Raw genomic sequence first — 17,895 nt, forward strand, 5'->3', positions numbered from 1 at the left:
ATGGAGCAGTCTGGTAGCTCGTCGGGCTCATAACCCGAAGGTCGTCGGTTCAAATCCGGCTCCCGCAACCAAACATCGAAAAAGGCTACTCGAAAGAGTGGCCTTTTTTGTGCGCATCTACTTTACCTTCGCAGTCGCCCCCTCCCTTCTTGTCCTACAAAAAACCTTACCCATCGAGCACTTACCGCTCGTAGATGACAATCACCGACTAATTCGCACTTATTTGACCCATCCACCAATTAACGGTTGACACCTCGCCGCTGCTCTGTAGAATGCCGCCACACAGACGCGGGATGGAGCAGTCTGGTAGCTCGTCGGGCTCATAACCCGAAGGTCGTCGGTTCAAATCCGGCTCCCGCAACCAAACATCAAAAAAGGCTACTCGAAAGAGTGGCCTTTTTTGTATCCGGTGAAAAAGTTCTTTTGAAACAATGGCATGGCATCCTTCATGAAACCGGATGCGGTTTGTGGAGTCCATTCCATAGCAAGCTATGCTGACTACTCTCTAAGACTAATGCGCGCTGTCGCCGGACCCGGTGAACCGCGTTAATATTTGTAATTATTTTGTCCATAGGGATTGGTAACTTGGCTGGATACCCCCATCCTGTCGCGCACAATCCACGAGGTGATTGATGCGCGCCAACTCGTCTGAACCACAAGACACTGTCACAGCGACACAACCGATCCCCCCCACCCGTTTGCGCTGGCTGGATCTGTTGAGCAAGTACCGCCACCCCATAGGATTGGCTGTCACGCTGTTGCTGTTCACGATTGCCTTGATTGCCTGTCGCCACCTGCTGCTTGAGCTGGACCTGTACGCACTGCATGACTCAATCCTGCAAGTGCCCAAGCCTTCCCTGCTGGGTGCATTCGCCGCCGCTATCGCCGGCTTTATTATTCTATTGGGCTACGAGTTTTCCGGCGCCCGCTATGCCGGTGTGAAGCTGCCCGCTAAAACATTGGCCTACGGCGGCTTTACCGCATTCGCCATCGGCAATGCCATTGGCCTGTCGATGTTGTCGGGTGGTTCGGTGCGTTACCGGCTGTATGCGCGGCACGGCATCGGCGCTTCAGAAGTTGCCCGTATGACGGTGTTCGCCAGCCTGGCCCTGGGTTGCGCCCTGCCCCCGCTGGCCGCCCTGGCCACCCTGAGCAACTTGCCCGCCGCCTCTAATGCGCTTCATTTACCCGCCAGCCTGCTCGGCGGTATTGCCGGCGCCGTTCTGCTGTTGTCGGTAGCGCTGTGCATCGGTATTTATCGCCGCCGGCTGGCGGAGCAACCTTATCCAGACAACCTGCTGGTCAAGGTCGGACGCCGCACCCTGCGCCTGCCCGGCCGCCGCCTGACTTTCCTGCAATTGATCATCACCGCCCTGGACGTCGCCGCTGCCGCCACCGTGTTGTATCTGTTGCTGCCGGAAGCACCACCCTTTGGTCCGTTCCTGCTGGTTTACCTGCTGGCCCTCGCCGCCGGCGTACTTAGCCATGTACCGGGTGGTGTAGGGGTTTTTGAAGCGATTCTGCTGGCGGCCTTCGCCGACAAGCTCGGTGCAGCGCCATTGGCCGCCGCCCTGCTGCTGTACCGGATGATCTATGTGGTGCTGCCGCTGTTGATCGCCTGCGTATTCCTGCTGGTCAATGAAGCCCAGCGCCTATTCCAGACGCAACAAAGCCTGCGGGTCGCTTCGGGCCTGGCCGCACCGGTTTTGGCGGTACTGGTTTTTTTGTCCGGCGTGGTACTGCTGTTCTCCGGCGCCACCCCGGAAATCGACTCACGCCTGGAAAACATCGGCTTCCTGATTCCCCACCGTCTGATTGACGCCTCGCACTTCGGCGCCAGCCTGATCGGCGTGCTCTGTCTGTTGCTGGCCCAGGGCCTGCGTCGACGTTTGTCGGCGGCCTGGATGCTGACCATGGTGCTGTTGCTGGTGGGCGCCCTGCTCTCCCTGCTCAAGGGCTTCGATTGGGAAGAAGCCAGTCTGATGACCATGACCGCCGTGCTGCTGGCCATCTTTCGACGCTCCTTCTATCGCGCCAGCCGCCTGACCGAACTACCGTTCTCGCCGTTGTACCTGGTGGCCAGCGTCTGCGTGCTCGGTGCTTCTATCTGGCTATTGCTGTTTGCTTATCAGGACGTACCTTACAGCCATCAGCTGTGGTGGCAGTTCACCCTCGACGCCAACGCCCCGCGTGGCCTGCGCTCGCTGCTGGGCGCCGCCGTAGTACTGGTGATTGTTTCGTTGACCTGGCTGCTGCGCACCGCACGCCCGGTGATCCACCTGCCGACACCCGACGAACTGGAGCGCGCCACCAAAATCCTGATGGCTTCGGCGCAACCCGACGGTGGCCTGGCGCTGACCGGTGACAAGGCGCTGCTGTTTCACCCCAATGACGAGGCGTTCCTGATGTACGCCCGTCGCGGCCGCAGCCTGGTGGCCCTCTATGATCCGATCGGCCCCACCCAGCCACGGGCCGAGATGATCTGGCAGTTCCGCGACCTGTGTGACATTCACCACGCGCGCCCGGTGTTCTATCAGGTCCGTGCCGAGAACCTGCCTTACTACATGGACATCGGTCTGACCGCGATCAAGCTGGGCGAAGAAGCCCGGGTCGACCTGAAACGCTTTGACCTGGAAGCCAAGGGCAAAGAGATGAAAGACCTGCGCTACACCTGGAACCGAGGGACCCGGGACGGCCTGTCCCTGGAGATCTTTGATCCGGGCCAGGCGCCGATGGATGAGCTGAAAGTCATCTCCGACGCTTGGCTGACCGGCAAGAACGTGCGGGAAAAAGGCTTTTCCCTGGGACGATTCAGTAACGACTATCTCAAGCACTTTCGCATCGCGATCATTCGCTTCGAAGGGCACCCGGTGGCCTTCGCCAACTTGCTTGAGACGTATAGCCATGACCTGGCCAGCCTCGACCTGATGCGCGCCCACCCCGACGCGCCGAAACTGACCATGGAGTTCATGATGGTCGGCCTGATTCAGCATTATAAGAACCATGGCTACGGCCGCTTCAGCCTCGGCATGGTGCCGTTGTCGGGCCTGCAACCACGTCGTGGCGCGCCCCTGACCCAACGCCTGGGCTCGATGGTGTTCCGCCGTGGCGAGCAACTGTATAACTTCCAAGGTTTACGCCGCTTCAAAGACAAGTTCCAGCCCGACTGGGAACCCCGTTACATGGCCGTGCCCGCAGGACTTGATCCGCTGGTGGCACTGGCCGATACCGCCGCCCTGATTGCGGGTGGCTTGACTGGATTGGTGAAACGCTGATGATTCGACGCTCCTGGCGGTATGTATTGGCCTTTGTAGTGCTGCTCGCCCTAGTCTTGGGTGGCGGCTATTGGTTCTGGAACCGCCCTGCCCCGCAGCCGACCCTGGAGCAGTTGCCCCAGGCCGACGGTTCGGTCATGACCCGCGTAACACCGAGCACCACACCGAAAGCACGGGTAGCCGTCGCGGTGATGGCCGACGAAACCCTTACCGACAATCAACTGATCGCTCTCAGCCAGGGCGGCGCCGCACAGATCGTCCAGGTGATCCTGCCCAAGGACGACTGCAAGCTGCAGGAACAAGCCCTGCAAACCGCCCTGAGCCAGCTCAAGGGCCCGGCGACACTCGTCAGCGGCATCGGCCCTGGCGCAGCGCTAGCCTGGCGCTGGCTGGCCGTGCAGAACGACGACAAGGCCAATGCCATCTCCGTCGGCTTCGCCCTGGTCCAGGAAGGCTGCAAGGACCCGCTACCCAAGACTGCCGCCCACGGCAGCTGGCTGGTGGCGTGGAACGACAACCCTGACGATGAAAGCGCCAGTTTCGTACGCGATACACCGCGTGCCACCACCAGTATCAGCGACTACGACATTCACTACCCGCAAGTACTGAACAACGAACTGCGCAAGCAATTGGTCGGTTCGGACAACGGCGGTCTGGCGATCCCGGTGGTGGAAGTACCTGCCGGCCAGACCAAGGACACCGTCACGCTGTTCCTGTCTGGCGATGGCGGCTGGCGCGACCTGGACCGCGACGTGGCCGGGGAAATGGCCAAGATCGGCTACCCAGTGGTTGGCATCGACACCTTGCGTTACTACTGGCAGCACAAAACCCCGGAACAGAGCGCCAAAGACCTCGGCGAACTGATGCAGCACTACCGGCAGAAATGGGGCACCAAGCGCTTCGTGCTGACCGGCTACTCATTCGGCGCCGACGTCTTGCCGGCCATCTACAACCGCCTGCCGCAAGCCGAGCAGCAGCGGGTCGACGTAATCATCCTGCTGGCCTTTGCCCGTACCGGCAGCTTCGAAATCGAAGTCGAAGGCTGGTTGGGTAATGCCGGCAAAGAAGCAGCCACCGGCCCGGAAATGGCCAAGCTGCCGGCAGCCAAGGTGGTGTGCATCTACGGCGCCGAAGAAGTCGACGAGAGCGGCTGCACCGACAAGACCGCCGTGGGCGAAGCCATGAAACTGCCGGGCGGCCATCACTTCGACGAGAACTACCCGGCTCTGGCCCAGCGCCTGGTGGATATCATAGAGAAGCGCCAGGGCAAGACCGAGTAACCCGAAACCGGGAATGCACTCGCAGCCCCACAAAAAAGCCCCCGCTGCCGCAAGGCAACGGGGGCTTTTTGTTGGGCTTACATTTCTACCTGGGTACCCAACTCGATCACCCGGTTCACCGGTAGCTTGAAGAAGCGCAGGTTGCCGTTGGCGTTCTTGAGCATGAAGGCGAACAGCCCTTCGCGCCAACGGGCCATGCCTTCAAGCTTGGAGGCGATGACCGTCTCGCGGCTGAGGAAGTAGGTGGTGCGCATCGGACTGAAGTCCAGGTCGTCCAGATGGCACAGTTTCAGCGCCTCGGGCACGTCCGGCTCATCGACGAAACCAAAGTGCAGGATCACCCGGAAGAAGCCCTCGCCGTAGGAGTCGACTTCAAAGCGGCGCTGGGCCGGCACACGCGGGATGTCTTCGTAGACCACCGTCAATAACACCACCTGCTCATGCAGCACCTGATTATGCAGCAGGTTATGCAGCAAGGCGTGAGGCACGGCATCAGGTCGCGCCGTCAGGAACACCGCGGTGCCCTGCACTCGATGAGGAGGCTGTACCTGGATACTGCTGATAAAGATCGGCAGCGGTAGCCCGCCTTCATCCAGACGGTCCACCAACAGCTCTTTGCCGCGCTTCCAGGTGGTCATCAGGATAAACAGCACAATCCCCGCAAGAACAGGGAAGGCACCACCCTGGAGGACCTTCGGCACGTTGGCGGCAAAGAACAGCCCGTCTACCAGCAGGAAACCGACCAATACAGGGATTGCCAGGACCGGTGGCCATTTCCACAGCAGCAGCATCACCGCCGACACCAGAATGCTAGTGATCAACATGGTGCCGGTCACCGCCACACCGTACGCCGATGCCAACGCGGTAGACGACTCGAAGCCCAGCACCAGCAGGATCACCCCGACCATCAGCGACCAGTTCACCGCGCCAATATAGATCTGGCCCTGTTCGGCGCTGGACGTGTGCTGGATATGCATACGCGGAATGTAACCCAACTGAATCGCCTGACGGGTCAGGGAGAATGCACCGGAAATCACTGCCTGAGATGCGATCACCGTAGCCAGTGTCGACAGGCCCACCAGCGGAATCAGCGCCCAACTTGGCGCCAGCATATAGAACGGGTTGCGTGCCGCTTCAGGGTTTTCCAGTAACAACGCGCCCTGGCCAAAGTAGTTGAGCACCAATGCCGGCAGCACCAGCGCGAACCAGGCCCGAGCAATCGGCTTGCGGCCGAAGTGGCCCATGTCGGCGTACAAGGCTTCAGCGCCGGTCAGCGCCAGCACCACAGCACCGAGGATCGCCACGCCCATGCCCGGATGGACGATAAAGAAACGCACCCCCCATACCGGGTTCAGCGCATTGAGCACCTCGGGGTGTTGGACGATCCCATGAATGCCCAAGCCGGCCAGCACCAGAAACCACAGCACCATCACCGGCCCAAACAGCTTGCCGATGCGGTCGGTGCCATGTTTCTGGATCAGGAACAGCCCGACCAGTACCACCAGCGACAACGGCACCACCCAACGCTCAATACCGTCAAAGGCCAGCTCCAGGCCTTCTACCGCTGACAGCACCGAGATTGCCGGGGTGATCATGCTGTCGCCGTAAAACAGCGCTGCACCAATCAGGCCGAGAATCACCAGCACCGAACGCAATCGCGGATAAGGTGCCGCTGCCCGCCGGGCCAGCGCCGTCAGGGCCATGATACCGCCCTCGCCCTGGTTGTCGGCCCGCAGGATAAACAATACGTACTTGATCGAAACGACCCAGATCAGCGACCAGAAAATCAGCGCCAGAATCCCGAAGACACCGTCATGATTAACCTGAACCCCGTACGCCCCGGAAAACACCTCTTTAAGGGTGTAGAGCGGGCTGGTGCCGATATCCCCGTAGACCACCCCGACTGCCGCCACCAGCATACCGATCGGCTTTGCGTTGGATTGCTCGGCACCTGCTGCCTGACTACTTGCCTGACCCATCAATCACTCCTGCCCTTGACCTAAGGCCTTTTATAAACAGCGCGCCTATGTACGGGCACCTAAGCTGTCCACAGAATGCGCTGTTTTACTTCTAGTTACAGACGATTTGTTGACCACCCAGATTCATCCAAGTGCAACGGCGCGAAGCATAGCGCAGCACTCGTCGCATTTCCCTGCATAAAGCTGGTCAAGTGCGTTGCCCGTCGCTAGAATTGCGCACTTTTTGATCAGAGGCGCATCAAGCGCCCGTCCGCCGCCTTGTCGTGCACGACTGGCAGCGTCATTCAATACCGAGGTTAGACATGTCCACCACCATCGCAAAGGCCAACCCCAAGGTTGGCTTTGTATCCCTGGGTTGCCCAAAGGCCCTGGTCGACTCCGAGCGCATTCTCACGCAACTGCGCATGGAAGGTTATGACATCGTGTCCACCTACCAGGACGCCGACGTGGTGGTGGTCAACACCTGCGGCTTTATCGACTCGGCCAAGGCTGAGTCTTTGGAAGTGATCGGTGAAGCCATCAAGGAAAACGGCAAGGTCATCGTCACCGGCTGCATGGGCGTGGAAGAAGGCAACATTCGCAACATACACCCCAGCGTGTTGGCCGTAACCGGCCCGCAGCAGTACGAGCAAGTGGTCAACGCCGTGCACCAAGTAGTGCCGCCGCGCCAGGATCACAACCCGTTGATCGACCTGGTACCGCCTCAAGGCATCAAGCTGACCCCGCGCCACTACGCATACCTGAAGATTTCCGAAGGCTGCAACCACAGCTGCAGCTTCTGCATCATCCCGTCGATGCGCGGCAAGCTGGTCAGCCGCCCAGTGGGCGACGTGTTGGACGAGGCCCAGCGTCTGGTCAAGTCTGGCGTCAAAGAGTTGCTGGTGATCTCCCAGGACACTAGCGCCTACGGCGTCGACGTCAAGTATCGCACCGGTTTCTGGAACGGCGCGCCGGTGAAAACCCGCATGACCGAACTGTGTGAAGCCTTGAGCAGCCTAGGCGTGTGGGTGCGCCTGCATTACGTCTACCCGTACCCACACGTTGACGAACTGATCCCGCTGATGGCCGCCGGCAAGATCCTGCCGTACCTGGACATCCCGTTCCAGCACGCCAGCCCGAAAATCCTCAAGGCCATGAAACGCCCGGCCTTCGAAGACAAGACCCTGGCGCGGATCAAGAACTGGCGCGTAATCTGCCCGGAACTGATCATTCGCTCCACCTTCATCGTCGGCTTCCCCGGCGAGACCGAAGAAGACTTCCAGTACCTGTTGAACTGGCTGACCGAAGCCCAACTGGACCGCGTTGGTTGCTTCCAGTACTCGCCGGTGGAAGGCGCCCCGGCCAACCTGCTGGACGCGGCGATTGTTCCGGATGAGGTCAAGCAAGACCGTTGGGAGCGTTTCATGGCCCATCAACAGGCCATCAGCTCGGCGCGCCTGCAACTGCGCATTGGCAAGGAAATCGAAGTGCTGATCGACGAAGTCGACGAACAAGGCGCAGTCGGCCGCTGCTTCTTCGATGCCCCGGAAATCGACGGTAACGTATTTATCAATGATGCCAGCGGCCTCAAGCCCGGTGACAAGGTCTGGTGCACGGTCACCGATGCCGACGAGTACGACTTGTGGGCTGAAAAGCGCGGCTAATTTTGCAAGCATGGTGTGAAAAATTGAAAAGCCCTGCTCTTTGACAAGATGCGGGGCTTTTTTAGGTCTATCGTATTGCCATCAGTGCCAATCATTGGCAAGGGGCTGCGGGCATGCGTCAGCATTCGGTTATCCATACACCTAAATCCAGCGATTATCAGGAGTTGACCCGCATCTGGGAGGCATCGGTGCGCGCTACCCATGACTTTCTGCCGGACAGTTACATCGAGCTGCTGAAAAACCTGGTGCTGACCCGCTACCTGGATGCAGTGATGCTGATCTGCACCAAGGACTCGCGCCAGCGCATCACCGGTTTCGCCGGAGTGGCGGTGGGCAAGGTCGAGATGCTGTTCATTGATCCGCAACACCGCGGGCAAGGCCTGGGCCGACAGTTGCTGCGCTATGCCATTGAGTCAATGAATGCCGAGGAACTGGACGTCAACGAACAGAACCCGCAAGCCCTGGGTTTCTACTTCAAACAGGGTTTCGAAGTGATCGGACGTACGGAGCATGACGGTATGGGGCAACCTTATCCGTTGTTGCACATGCGTTTGCGCCAGGATCAGCAACAGGCCCGCCGAGGCTAAATGAAATGGAGCCGGGATTAACCGGCGCCACACAGGTACAATAGCTGCCCCCTTTTGCTACGGCCCATGTCATGACTGACCCCACACGCCTCTCCAAACGCCTCATCGAACTGGTCGGCTGCTCCCGTCGGGAGGCTGAGCTGTTTATCGAAGGCGGCTGGGTCTCGGTGGATGGCGAAGTGATCGACGAGCCGCAGTTCAAAGTCACGACGCAAAAGATCGAGCTTGATCCAGAAGCCAAGGCCACGGCCCCTGAACCGGTGACGATCCTGCTGCATGCACCGACGGGTGTAGATGCCGAAAGCGCGATGCAGACCATCAGCGCCGAGACCCTCTCCGAAGAACACCGCTACGGTAAACGGCCGCTCAAGGGGCACTTTCTGCGCCTGAGCGCCAGTTCCGACCTGCAAGCCAATGCCAGCGGCCTGCTGGTGTTTACCCAGGACTGGAAAATCCTGCGCAAACTGACGGCCGATGCCAACAAGATCGAACAGGAATACGTGGTGGAAGTGTCCGGCGACATGGTTGCCCATGGCCTGAACCGCCTAAACCATGGCATGACTTACAAAGGCAAGGAGTTGCCAGCGGTGAAAGCCAGTTGGCAGAACGAGAACCGCCTGCGCTTTGCGTTGAAAAATCCGCAACCGGGTGTGATTGCCTTGTTCTGCGAAGCCGTTGGCCTGAAGGTCGTCGCCATTCGACGCATCCGCATTGGCGGAGTCTCCATCGGCAAGGTGCCGGTGGGCCAATGGCGCTATCTGTCCGGCAAAGAGAAGTTTTAACCCCTCTCTTTTTTGCCTCCGAACCTCTCGACACCGCCTTCCTGGGCGGTGTTCACAGTTGAATGACCAGGATTGCCCACATGATTCACAACGACGTACTGCGCAGCGTGCGCTACATGCTCGACATCAACGACAACAAAGTTGTCGAGATCATCAAACTCGGCGGCATGGACGTTACCAAGGAAGACCTGCTCACCTACCTCAAAAAGGACGAGGAAGAAGGCTTCGTGTTCTGCCCGGACGAAGTCATGGCCCATTTCCTCGATGGCCTGGTGATCTTCAAGCGTGGCAAGGATGAAAGCCGTCCACCGCAGCCAATCGACCTGCCGATAACCAACAACATTATCCTGAAGAAACTGCGTGTGGCCTTCGAACTGAAGGAAGACGACATGCACGCGATCCTCAAGGCCTCCGAGTTCCCGGTGTCCAAGCCTGAGCTGAGCGCGCTGTTTCGCAAGTTCGGCCACACCAACTACCGCACCTGTGGCGATCAGTTGCTGCGCAACTTCCTCAAGGGCCTGACGCTGCGCGTGCGCACCTGATTGATGGGCTTGCGGCGGCCTTCGGGCCCCGCAGGCAGGCATGACCCTCCATTCCGTTAAAAAATAGTGGCTCCGCTTCCAGCGGCTGGCGACTAGGGTGAGTCCTCTCCCCTTTCGCTCAGGATCGCCCATGCACCCTTACTTCTCCCTGCAAGGCCGCACCGCCCTGGTGACCGGCGGCACCCGTGGTATCGGCAAGATGATCGCCAAGGCCTTTGTCGATGCCGGCGCCATTGTCTACGTCTGCGCCCGTGACGCCGAGGCCTGCGAGCAAACCGCAATCGAGTTGAGTACTTTTGGTGAGTGCCATGGTTTGGCCGCCAACCTGGCCCATGAAGAAGGTGTCGAACGATTGGCAGCGCACCTGGGCGAGCGAATCGGCCAGTTGGATATTCTGGTCAATAACGCCGGCACCACCTGGGGCGCACCGCTGGAAAGCTACCCGGTAAAGGGTTGGGAAAAGGTAATGCAATTGAACGTGACTTCGGTGTTCAACTGCATCCAGCAATTGCTGCCACTGCTGCGCAAGGCGGGGTCGGCGGCCAACCCGGCGCGGATCATCAATATCGGCTCGGTCGCCGGGATCTCCTCGTTTGGCGAGCAGGCATATGCCTATGGGCCAAGTAAGGCTGCCCTACACCAGCTGTCGCGGATTCTGGCGCGGGAGTTGGTGAGCCAGCACATCAACGTCAATGTGATCGCCCCAGGGCGTTTTCCGAGCAAGATGACTCAGCATATCGGCAACGATGAGCAGGCCCTGGCTGAAGACACGGCGCTGATCCCAATGAAGCGCTGGGGCCGTGAGGAAGAGATGGCGGCGCTGGCGATCAGTCTGGCGAGCACGGCCGGTGCCTATATGACCGGCAATATTATTCCGCTGGATGGCGGGTTCAGTCTCTGAAGCCGGCGGCTCGGGTTATCATGCCCGCCTCACCCCGCTTCGACCCCAGACCATGACCTACAGTGTTTCGCCCGTCGGCTTCGTCCGTTCCTGCTTTAAGGAGAAGTTCGCCATTCCCCGCCAACCGCAACTGGCCCCCGCCGCCCGTGGCGTTCTGGAGCTGGTGGCGCCGTTCGATCAGGGGCAAGCGGTACAAGGCCTGGAGCAGGTCAGTCATGTGTGGTTGCTGTTCCTGTTCCACCAGGCGCTGGAAGACAAACCCCGGCTGAAAGTCCGCCCGCCGCGCCTGGGCGGCAACAAGTCCATGGGGGTATTTGCTACCCGCGCTACCCATCGGCCCAACGGTATTGGGCAATCGGTGGTCAAACTGGACAAGGTGGAAGCCAATCGCCTGTGGATATCCGGCATCGACCTGCTGGACGGTACGCCGGTTCTCGACATCAAGCCTTATGTGCCCTACGCCGACATTATCGATACAGCGACCAATAGCATCGCCAGCGCTGCGCCGCAGCTGATTCCCGTGCAATGGCTGAAGTCTGCCCTGCAACAGGCACACGACCATGCTCAGCGCCTTGACGAGCCATTGGTGGCGTTGATTGAACAGTGTCTGGCGCAAGACCCACGGCCGGCGTACCAGGTTCCCACGTCAGAGCGGGAGTATGGCGCGCAGTTCTGGGATGTGGATGTGCGTTGGCACTATCCAGAGGCTGGGATGATTTGTGTGTTGGAAGTGGTCGCGGCCGAGTAAACCCCGGAAACGAAAAAGCCCGCGTTGCCTGGGAAGGCAACGCGGGCTTTTTCATGTACGACTCTCGCGCCTACAAGTGACCCGAAGTCACTTCTCGACGAATGCACGCTCGATCAAGTAGTCACCCGGATCACGCATCCGTGGCGAAACTTTCAGGCCGAAGCTGTTCAATACTTCGCTGGTCTCATCAAGCATGCTCGGGCTACCGCACAGCATGGCGCGGTCGTCCTGGGGGTTGATCGGAGGCAGGCCAATGTCTCTGAACAGCTTGCCGCTGCGCATCAGGTCGGTCAGGCGGCCTTCGTTCTCGAACGGCTCGCGAGTCACGGTTGGGTAGTAGATCAACTTGTCACGCAGGGCCTCGCCGAAGAATTCGTTCTGCGGCAGGTGCTCGGTGATGAATTCACGGTAAGCGACTTCGTTGACGTAACGTACGCCGTGGCACAGGATCACTTTTTCAAAGCGCTCGTAGGTTTCCGGGTCCTGGATCACGCTCATGAACGGTGCCAGGCCGGTACCAGTGCTGAGCAGGTACAAATGTTTGCCCGGCTTCAAATCGTCCAGCACCAGGGTGCCAGTCGGTTTTTTGCTGACGATGATCTCGTCGCCTTCCTTCAAATGCTGCAATTGGGAAGTCAGCGGGCCATCCGGGACCTTGATGCTGAAGAACTCCAGATGCTCTTCCCAGTTCGGGCTGGCAATGGAGTAAGCGCGCATGAGCGGGCGGCCGTTGGGTTGTTGCAGGCCGATCATCACGAACTGACCGTTCTCGAAGCGCAGGCCCGGATCACGGGTGCACTTGAAGCTGAACAGAGTGTCGTTCCAGTGATGAACACTGAGGACACGCTCGTGGTTCATGTTGCTCATGTACGGGGGACTCCTGGAAATTTGTCTGCACCAATAGATGCGCAATTGCACAGCATTCTAATGGCGGTGACAATATCTGTTAACTGGATTATTAAGATAAGGGTTATCGGTTATATAGATATGCGATTTACTCTACGTCAACTGCAAGTCTTCGTCGCCGTCGCCCAGCAGGAAAGCGTCTCGCGCGCTGCTGGCCTTCTGGCCTTATCCCAATCCGCCGCCAGCACCTCAATCACCGAGCTGGAGCGTCAATCCAGCTGCCAATTGTTCGATCGCGCCGGCAAACGCCTGAGCCTCAATGCCCTCGGGCACCAGCTTCTGCCTCAGGCCGTGGCCCTTCTGGACCAGGCCAAGGAGATCGAAGACCTGCTCAACGGCAAGTCCGGCGTTGGCTCCCTGGCTGTCGGCGCCACGCTGACCATCGGCAATTATCTCGCCACGCTGCTGATCGGTAGCTTCATGCAGCAGCACCCCGAGAGTCAGGTGAAGCTGCATGTGCAGAACACTGCACATATTGTGCATCAGGTTGCGCATTACGAAATTGATCTGGGTCTAATCGAAGGTGATTGCAGCCACCCGGACATCGAGGTGCAAACCTGGGTCGAAGACGAACTAGTGGTGTTCTGCGCCCCACAGCATCACTTGGCCCTGCGCGGCCAGGCGAGCATGAAAGAGTTGACTCAGGAGGCCTGGATCCTGCGCGAACAAGGCTCCGGTACCCGCCTGACCTTCGACCAGGCCATGCGTCATCACCGCAGCGCCTTGAATATTCGCCTGGAACTGGAACACACCGAGGCCATAAAGCGCGCAGTGGAGTCGGGACTGGGGATTGGCTGCATTTCCCGGCTGGCGCTGCGCGATGCATTTCGCCGCGGAAGCCTGGTACCAGTGGAAACCCCGGACCTGGACCTGGCGCGGCAGTTCTACTTCATCTGGCACAAGCAGAAGTACCAGACCTCAGCAATGCGTGAGTTTCTGGAACTGTGCCGCGCCTTCACCGCCGGGATTCAGCGCAGCGACGAGATCGTGCTGCCGAGTATTGCCTGACTTTTGTCAGATCAGAATCACGGCCCACACGGCCGTGATCATGGTCAACGCCACGAACTGCGCCGCGCTGCCCATGTCCTTGGCGTTCTTCGACAAGGGGTGGCGATCCAGGGAAATCCGATCAATCGCCGCCTCTACTGCCGAGTTGAGCAATTCGACGATCAGCGCCAACAGGCAGACCGCAATTAGCAGCGCACGCTCTACACGACTGACATTCAGAAAGAAACTCAACGGAATCAGGATGACGTTGAGCAGCACCAACTGACGAAACGCCGCCTCGCCGGTGAACGCCGCACGCAGGCCATCGAACGAGTAACCGCTGGCGTTAAGGATACGTTTTAGACCGGTTTGACCTTTGAAAGGCGACATAGAGTAGGCAACTGAACAAAAAGGAGTGGGGAAGCTAGAGCACGCAAAGTCAAAAAAACGTGAACGGATCAAGCCTCAATCTTTCGAAATTGACTCAAGTTGTTGCAAGAGTAAAGCCGCCTGGGTCCGCGTACGCACCCCAAGCTTGCGGAAAATAGCCGTCACATGAGCCTTGATGGTCGCTTCGGACACGCTCAGCTCATAGGCAATCTGCTTGTTCAACAGGCCTTCACAGACCATGGTCAGCACCCGAAACTGCTGGGGCGTCAGGCTGGCCAGGCCATCGCGAGCGGCCTTGGCTGCATCGGAAATATTGACCTCTTCGAATGCCTGCGGCGGCCACGAGACATTACCGTCCAGCACGCTGCGTACAGCTTTCTGAATGTCTTCCATGGAGCTGGATTTGGGAATGAAACCGCTGGCACCAAATTCCTTGGAACGCACCACCACTGCCGCCTCTTCCTGGGCCGAGACCATCACCACGGGAATCTGCGGGTATTGCCCTCTCAAGAGCACAAGCCCTGAAAAACCATACGCACCGGGCATGTTCAGGTCCAGCAGCACCAGGTCCCAATCAGACTTTTCGCTGAGGCGGGTTTCCAGTTCAGCAATGCTGGCGACCTCGACCAATCGCACATCGGGCCCCAGGCCCAGCGTGACGGCTTGGTGCAACGCGCTGCGAAAGAGAGGGTGGTCATCGGCAATCAGGATTTCGTATGTGGCCATTTTTTAAATGATCCTGTTTTTTATGGGAACACCGATGGGTTCGGTGCTCGCCAACGCAACACAAGGTGACCGCCAGGCAGCGGTCACCACAGAGCGCGTTCAACGTCAAAAACGCAAAAAAGCGACGTCTCAAATCCACGGCGGCGCCCTAATCGGCGCCAAGCATGCCCAGCGTAGCCTGGGTGGTCAAGCACTACGCCTGAGGGCACTTTAACGGGCGCGCCATTCACAGTGCCATCATGCAAATGTCGTCTGGCCATGACGGCTATAGATAAGGTGTCAAGCGAGTATGGACGATGTCTGTCGGGTCCAGTGCCAATTGATACTTGGCCGCCAGATAGTGGGTACTAAAAACATCCAGGTAGGCGTCCAGTACTTCGCCGGCCAACTGATCGTCGGCCAGTTCCAGACACAAGGCGGCCACCTCGGCTGTACAGAAATGGTCATCCCGCTTGGAGCGACGCAGCTTGTAGCGCGACAGTTGCTCAGGCTCCAGGCTCAGTACCGGCAAGTGTTCAAGGTAAGGGCTCTTGCGAAACATCTTGCGGGCTTCACTCCACGTGCCATCCAACAGAATGAAAAGCGGGCGCTTGCCTTGCTCCAGCTTGACCTGGTTAACCACACGCTCCGGGGCGACAAATTCGCCAGGGAAAACGATGTAAGGCTGCCACTGCGGATCAGCCAACAAACTCAGCAACTGCGGCTCAACTTCGGTGCGCGACCAGGGAAATGCGCTGGTGTCGTCAATCACATCGGCAATCAGCCAGCCAGTATTGCTGGGTTTGAGCGGCTCCACATCATGCATCAGCAGGCACATGGCGGATTTGGCGTTCACTTTCGGGCGCCAGGCGCACAGGCAATATTCTGGAATCACCCTGCAGCCGGGACACCGCTCGGCACGTGAACCCCGGGCGACAAACGGTTTGATGGCGCGAGCCAGGCGCTGGGCGCGCAAGCGGGAGACGGCATGACTCATCGGGTGCGGCGCCGTAAACATGAAAAAATCGACACGAATAGAACTCAGGAAGGCGAAAGTCGCCGCAGTTTACCAGAGCCTTGCCCGTTCAATACGCCTGGCCGTGGCCCCAAGGCGCCCCTATAATCGCGCGCCACTGAACGCATAGCGCAGTGGCTGGTCATAGCACCAGTAACCGAATCAGGAGAGTTTGATGCTGCGTCTTATGTCGCGTTTTGTTGCCCCGTCCATCGCCCTCGCGCTGGTTTTGCCTGTAGGCGCCCAAGCTGCGTCCTTGCTGGAGGCTCAACTGAACAAGAAGCTACAAAGCGTCGCGGCGGAAAGTAACAAAGACCTGCCAAGGGAGATTGATGAGAAAACCCTGGAAGTGGCCTACACCGTAGAAGGGCTACAACTGATTGATCATCTCAGCGTAATGCCTGACCGTGCTGAGCAAATGCGCGCCAACCCCAAGGCAGTGTATTTCCAGCTGGGCCAAAGCGTGTGCTTGAACAAGGGTTATCGCGAGCTGATGGCCAAGGGCGCCGTGATGCGCTACGAAATTACCGAGAACAAGTCCAATCGCCCGGTGGCTTCGGTGAAGTTCCAAGAGGCTGACTGCCCGGCACCGGCCGCTGCAAAGAAGAAAAAGTAAGACGCTCTACTGTCGCGCGCGGCTGATCAGCGGCGCGCAATACACCCTCCTGTAATGCCCCCCGTTTCCCTGACCAATACCCAATAAGCTATTGCCAGCCAAGACTTTATGGGCTCATGATCAAATCAGACTGATGACCTGCACCGTCCGGTTTACACTCCACCCTGTAGCATTTCCAGGGCAAAAGAGGGTTGCCCTCGCATGACTTGCAGTGCAAAGGTTTTTAATCACAGGGAATATACAGAGCCGGTTTCGCCCACCTCCGCTACCAGAGGCCCGACGAACCCCGTGTAGTGCCCGGCAACGCCGCCGAGGCAGGCAGCGACACATGCAAGTGTCGTGGCGCCAACGAATTTCTCGTAGGCACCCAGGGTTCTGTGAAGAAGGATAAGTTGAATGCCTTACGAACCGAATGACCTTCTGATCCGCCATTTTCAAGACAACGGGACCGACCTCACGCAGCAGGTCGAAGCGCAACTCAACCTGATTGCCCCCAGCAGCCCGAACATTCCTCTTTATCGCGACATGATCCTTACCGTGCTGCGCATGGCGCAGGATGACCGCAACCGCTGGAATGCCAAGATTACCTTGAAGGCAATCCGCGAACTGGACCACGCCTTTCGGGTGTTGGAACAGTTCAAGGGCCGGCGCAAGGTCACTGTGTTCGGCTCGGCGCGCACACCTGTGGAAAGCCCGCTCTATGCATTGGCTCGCGAAGTTGGCGCGGCCCTCGCACGCTCAGACCTGATGGTCATCACCGGCGGCGGTGGCGGCATCATGGCCGCCGCCCACGAAGGCGCCGGCCTGGAGCACAGCCTGGGATTCAATATCACCCTGCCCTTCGAACAGCATGCCAACCCGACCATTGATGGCACGGAAAACCTGCTGTCCTTCCACTTCTTCTTTACCCGCAAGCTGTTCTTCGTCAAGGAGGCCGATGGGTTGGTGCTGTGCCCAGGTGGTTTCGGCACCCTTGATGAAGCACTGGAAGTCTTGACCCTGATCCAGACCGGCAAGAGCCCGCTGGTTCCCGTGGTGCTGCTGGATGCACCGGGTGGCGGTTTCTGGCAAGGCGCCCTGGACTTTATCCGCAGCCAGTTGGAAGCCAATCGCTATATCTTGCCCACCGATCTCAAACTGGTTCGCCTGGTGTACAGCGCCGAGGAGGCGGTAAATGAAATCAACCAGTTCTACGCCAACTTCCACTCCACCCGCTGGCTGAAGCGTCAGTTTGTGATCCGAATGAATCATCCCCTGAGTGATCGCGCATTAGCGCATATCCAAGAAGCCTTTGCGGACCTGCGACTCAGTGATGACTTCCATCAGCACGCCTACGCGGGCGAGGAACACGATGAATCGCACTTCAGCCACCTGACGCGATTGGCATTCAATTTTAATGGCCGCTACCAGGGTCGACTGCGGGAGTTGGTGGACTACATCAACTTACCGGAGAACTGGGCCGAGGCTCAGGGGAAGACGCAACAACGGGTACAAGAGCCCGCGTAAAATCAGAAGCAAAAAATGGCCCGCTATTTTCAT

The 17,895-nt window shown here is 58.8% G+C and carries 17 protein-coding genes and 1 tRNA gene; 13 read left to right on the forward strand and 5 right to left on the reverse strand.

The genetic code is table 11. The features are described 5' to 3' along the window. The first annotated feature begins 287 nt into the window (after positions 1-287). The 3 genes from AAEZ06_RS00005 (at position 288) to AAEZ06_RS00015 (ending at position 4,555) form a co-directional block, all read left to right on the forward strand. A tRNA-Met gene (locus AAEZ06_RS00005) sits at positions 288-364 on the forward strand. Between the two features lie 268 nt (positions 365-632). Then, entirely contained in the window at positions 633-3,275 is a 2,643-nt protein-coding gene (gene mprF, locus AAEZ06_RS00010; RefSeq protein ID WP_149411910.1) for a bifunctional lysylphosphatidylglycerol flippase/synthetase MprF, read from the forward strand. Next, on the forward strand, positions 3,275-4,555 hold the full coding sequence (locus AAEZ06_RS00015; RefSeq protein WP_350612356.1) for a virulence factor family protein: 1,281 nt from the start codon (positions 3,275-3,277) through the stop codon (positions 4,553-4,555). Before mprF ends, AAEZ06_RS00015 begins: the two co-directional genes overlap by 1 nt. Positions 4,556-4,632: 77 nt before the next feature. On the opposite strand, the gene AAEZ06_RS00020 is transcribed toward AAEZ06_RS00015, so the two are convergent. Continuing rightward, complete coding sequence (locus AAEZ06_RS00020) at positions 4,633-6,534, reverse strand: potassium transporter Kup (RefSeq protein ID WP_149411908.1); 1,902 nt, start codon at positions 6,532-6,534, stop codon at positions 4,633-4,635. Between the two features lie 302 nt (positions 6,535-6,836). On the opposite strand from AAEZ06_RS00020, the gene rimO reads away from it, so the two are divergent. The 6 genes from rimO (at position 6,837) to tsaA (ending at position 11,737) form a co-directional block, all read left to right on the forward strand. Beyond that, positions 6,837-8,177: a 30S ribosomal protein S12 methylthiotransferase RimO gene (gene rimO, locus AAEZ06_RS00025; protein WP_149411907.1), complete on the forward strand. Its 1,341-nt coding sequence runs from the start codon at positions 6,837-6,839 to the stop codon at positions 8,175-8,177. Positions 8,178-8,290: 113 nt separating this feature from the next. Next, on the forward strand, positions 8,291-8,764 hold the full coding sequence (locus tag AAEZ06_RS00030; RefSeq protein ID WP_149411906.1) for a GNAT family N-acetyltransferase: 474 nt from the start codon (positions 8,291-8,293) through the stop codon (positions 8,762-8,764). A gap of 71 nt (positions 8,765-8,835) precedes the next feature. Continuing rightward, positions 8,836-9,546: an rRNA pseudouridine synthase gene (locus tag AAEZ06_RS00035; RefSeq protein WP_149411905.1), complete on the forward strand. Its 711-nt coding sequence runs from the start codon at positions 8,836-8,838 to the stop codon at positions 9,544-9,546. A gap of 80 nt (positions 9,547-9,626) precedes the next feature. Next, positions 9,627-10,088 carry a YehS family protein gene (locus AAEZ06_RS00040; RefSeq protein WP_133099659.1) on the forward strand — a complete coding sequence of 154 codons (462 nt, stop codon included), beginning with the start codon at positions 9,627-9,629 and terminating at the stop codon, positions 10,086-10,088. A 130-nt stretch (positions 10,089-10,218) separates the two neighbouring features. Then, on the forward strand, positions 10,219-10,989 hold the full coding sequence (locus AAEZ06_RS00045) for an SDR family oxidoreductase (RefSeq protein ID WP_149411904.1): 771 nt from the start codon (positions 10,219-10,221) through the stop codon (positions 10,987-10,989). A 52-nt stretch (positions 10,990-11,041) separates the two neighbouring features. Beyond that, the gene (gene tsaA / locus AAEZ06_RS00050; RefSeq protein ID WP_149411903.1) at positions 11,042-11,737 is read left to right on the forward strand and encodes a tRNA (N6-threonylcarbamoyladenosine(37)-N6)-methyltransferase TrmO; all 696 of its coding nucleotides are present in this window, start codon (positions 11,042-11,044) and stop codon (positions 11,735-11,737) included. 87 nt (positions 11,738-11,824) lie between these two features. On the opposite strand, the gene fpr is transcribed toward tsaA, so the two are convergent. Further along, positions 11,825-12,604, reverse strand: a complete 780-nt coding sequence (gene fpr / locus AAEZ06_RS00055; protein WP_149411902.1) for a ferredoxin-NADP reductase — start codon at positions 12,602-12,604, stop codon at positions 11,825-11,827. A gap of 120 nt (positions 12,605-12,724) precedes the next feature. On the opposite strand from fpr, the gene AAEZ06_RS00060 reads away from it, so the two are divergent. Next, on the forward strand, positions 12,725-13,651 hold the full coding sequence (locus AAEZ06_RS00060; RefSeq protein ID WP_178114442.1) for a LysR family transcriptional regulator: 927 nt from the start codon (positions 12,725-12,727) through the stop codon (positions 13,649-13,651). A 6-nt stretch (positions 13,652-13,657) separates the two neighbouring features. Here the strand turns inward: AAEZ06_RS00060 and AAEZ06_RS00065 are convergent, their stop codons facing one another. Both AAEZ06_RS00065 and erdR read right to left on the reverse strand, forming a co-directional pair. Continuing rightward, positions 13,658-14,020 (reverse strand): diacylglycerol kinase, encoded by a 363-nt coding sequence (locus AAEZ06_RS00065; RefSeq protein WP_149411901.1) that lies wholly within the window; start codon positions 14,018-14,020, stop codon positions 13,658-13,660. A 75-nt stretch (positions 14,021-14,095) separates the two neighbouring features. Continuing rightward, the gene (gene erdR / locus AAEZ06_RS00070; protein WP_149411900.1) at positions 14,096-14,746 is read right to left on the reverse strand and encodes a response regulator transcription factor ErdR; all 651 of its coding nucleotides are present in this window, start codon (positions 14,744-14,746) and stop codon (positions 14,096-14,098) included. A 7-nt stretch (positions 14,747-14,753) separates the two neighbouring features. Here erdR and AAEZ06_RS00075 point away from each other — a divergent pair, with 7 nt between their 5' ends. Beyond that, positions 14,754-14,960, forward strand: a complete 207-nt coding sequence (locus tag AAEZ06_RS00075) for a hypothetical protein (RefSeq protein ID WP_350612362.1) — start codon at positions 14,754-14,756, stop codon at positions 14,958-14,960. 51 nt (positions 14,961-15,011) lie between these two features. Here AAEZ06_RS00075 and AAEZ06_RS00080 read toward each other — a convergent pair whose 3' ends face one another. After that, complete coding sequence (locus tag AAEZ06_RS00080; RefSeq protein ID WP_149411899.1) at positions 15,012-15,722, reverse strand: tRNA-uridine aminocarboxypropyltransferase; 711 nt, start codon at positions 15,720-15,722, stop codon at positions 15,012-15,014. A 193-nt stretch (positions 15,723-15,915) separates the two neighbouring features. On the opposite strand from AAEZ06_RS00080, the gene AAEZ06_RS00085 reads away from it, so the two are divergent. Together AAEZ06_RS00085 and AAEZ06_RS00090 are read left to right on the forward strand one after the other, a co-directional pair. Continuing rightward, the gene (locus tag AAEZ06_RS00085; protein WP_149411898.1) at positions 15,916-16,356 is read left to right on the forward strand and encodes a PA3611 family quorum-sensing-regulated virulence factor; all 441 of its coding nucleotides are present in this window, start codon (positions 15,916-15,918) and stop codon (positions 16,354-16,356) included. A 396-nt stretch (positions 16,357-16,752) separates the two neighbouring features. Beyond that, the gene (locus AAEZ06_RS00090) at positions 16,753-17,862 is read left to right on the forward strand and encodes an LOG family protein (RefSeq protein WP_149411897.1); all 1,110 of its coding nucleotides are present in this window, start codon (positions 16,753-16,755) and stop codon (positions 17,860-17,862) included. The last annotated feature ends 33 nt before the right edge of the window (positions 17,863-17,895 follow it).

The sequence above is a fragment of the Pseudomonas sp. HY7a-MNA-CIBAN-0227 genome, from assembly GCF_040310325.1.
Classification (GTDB): Bacteria; Pseudomonadota; Gammaproteobacteria; order Pseudomonadales; family Pseudomonadaceae; genus Aquipseudomonas.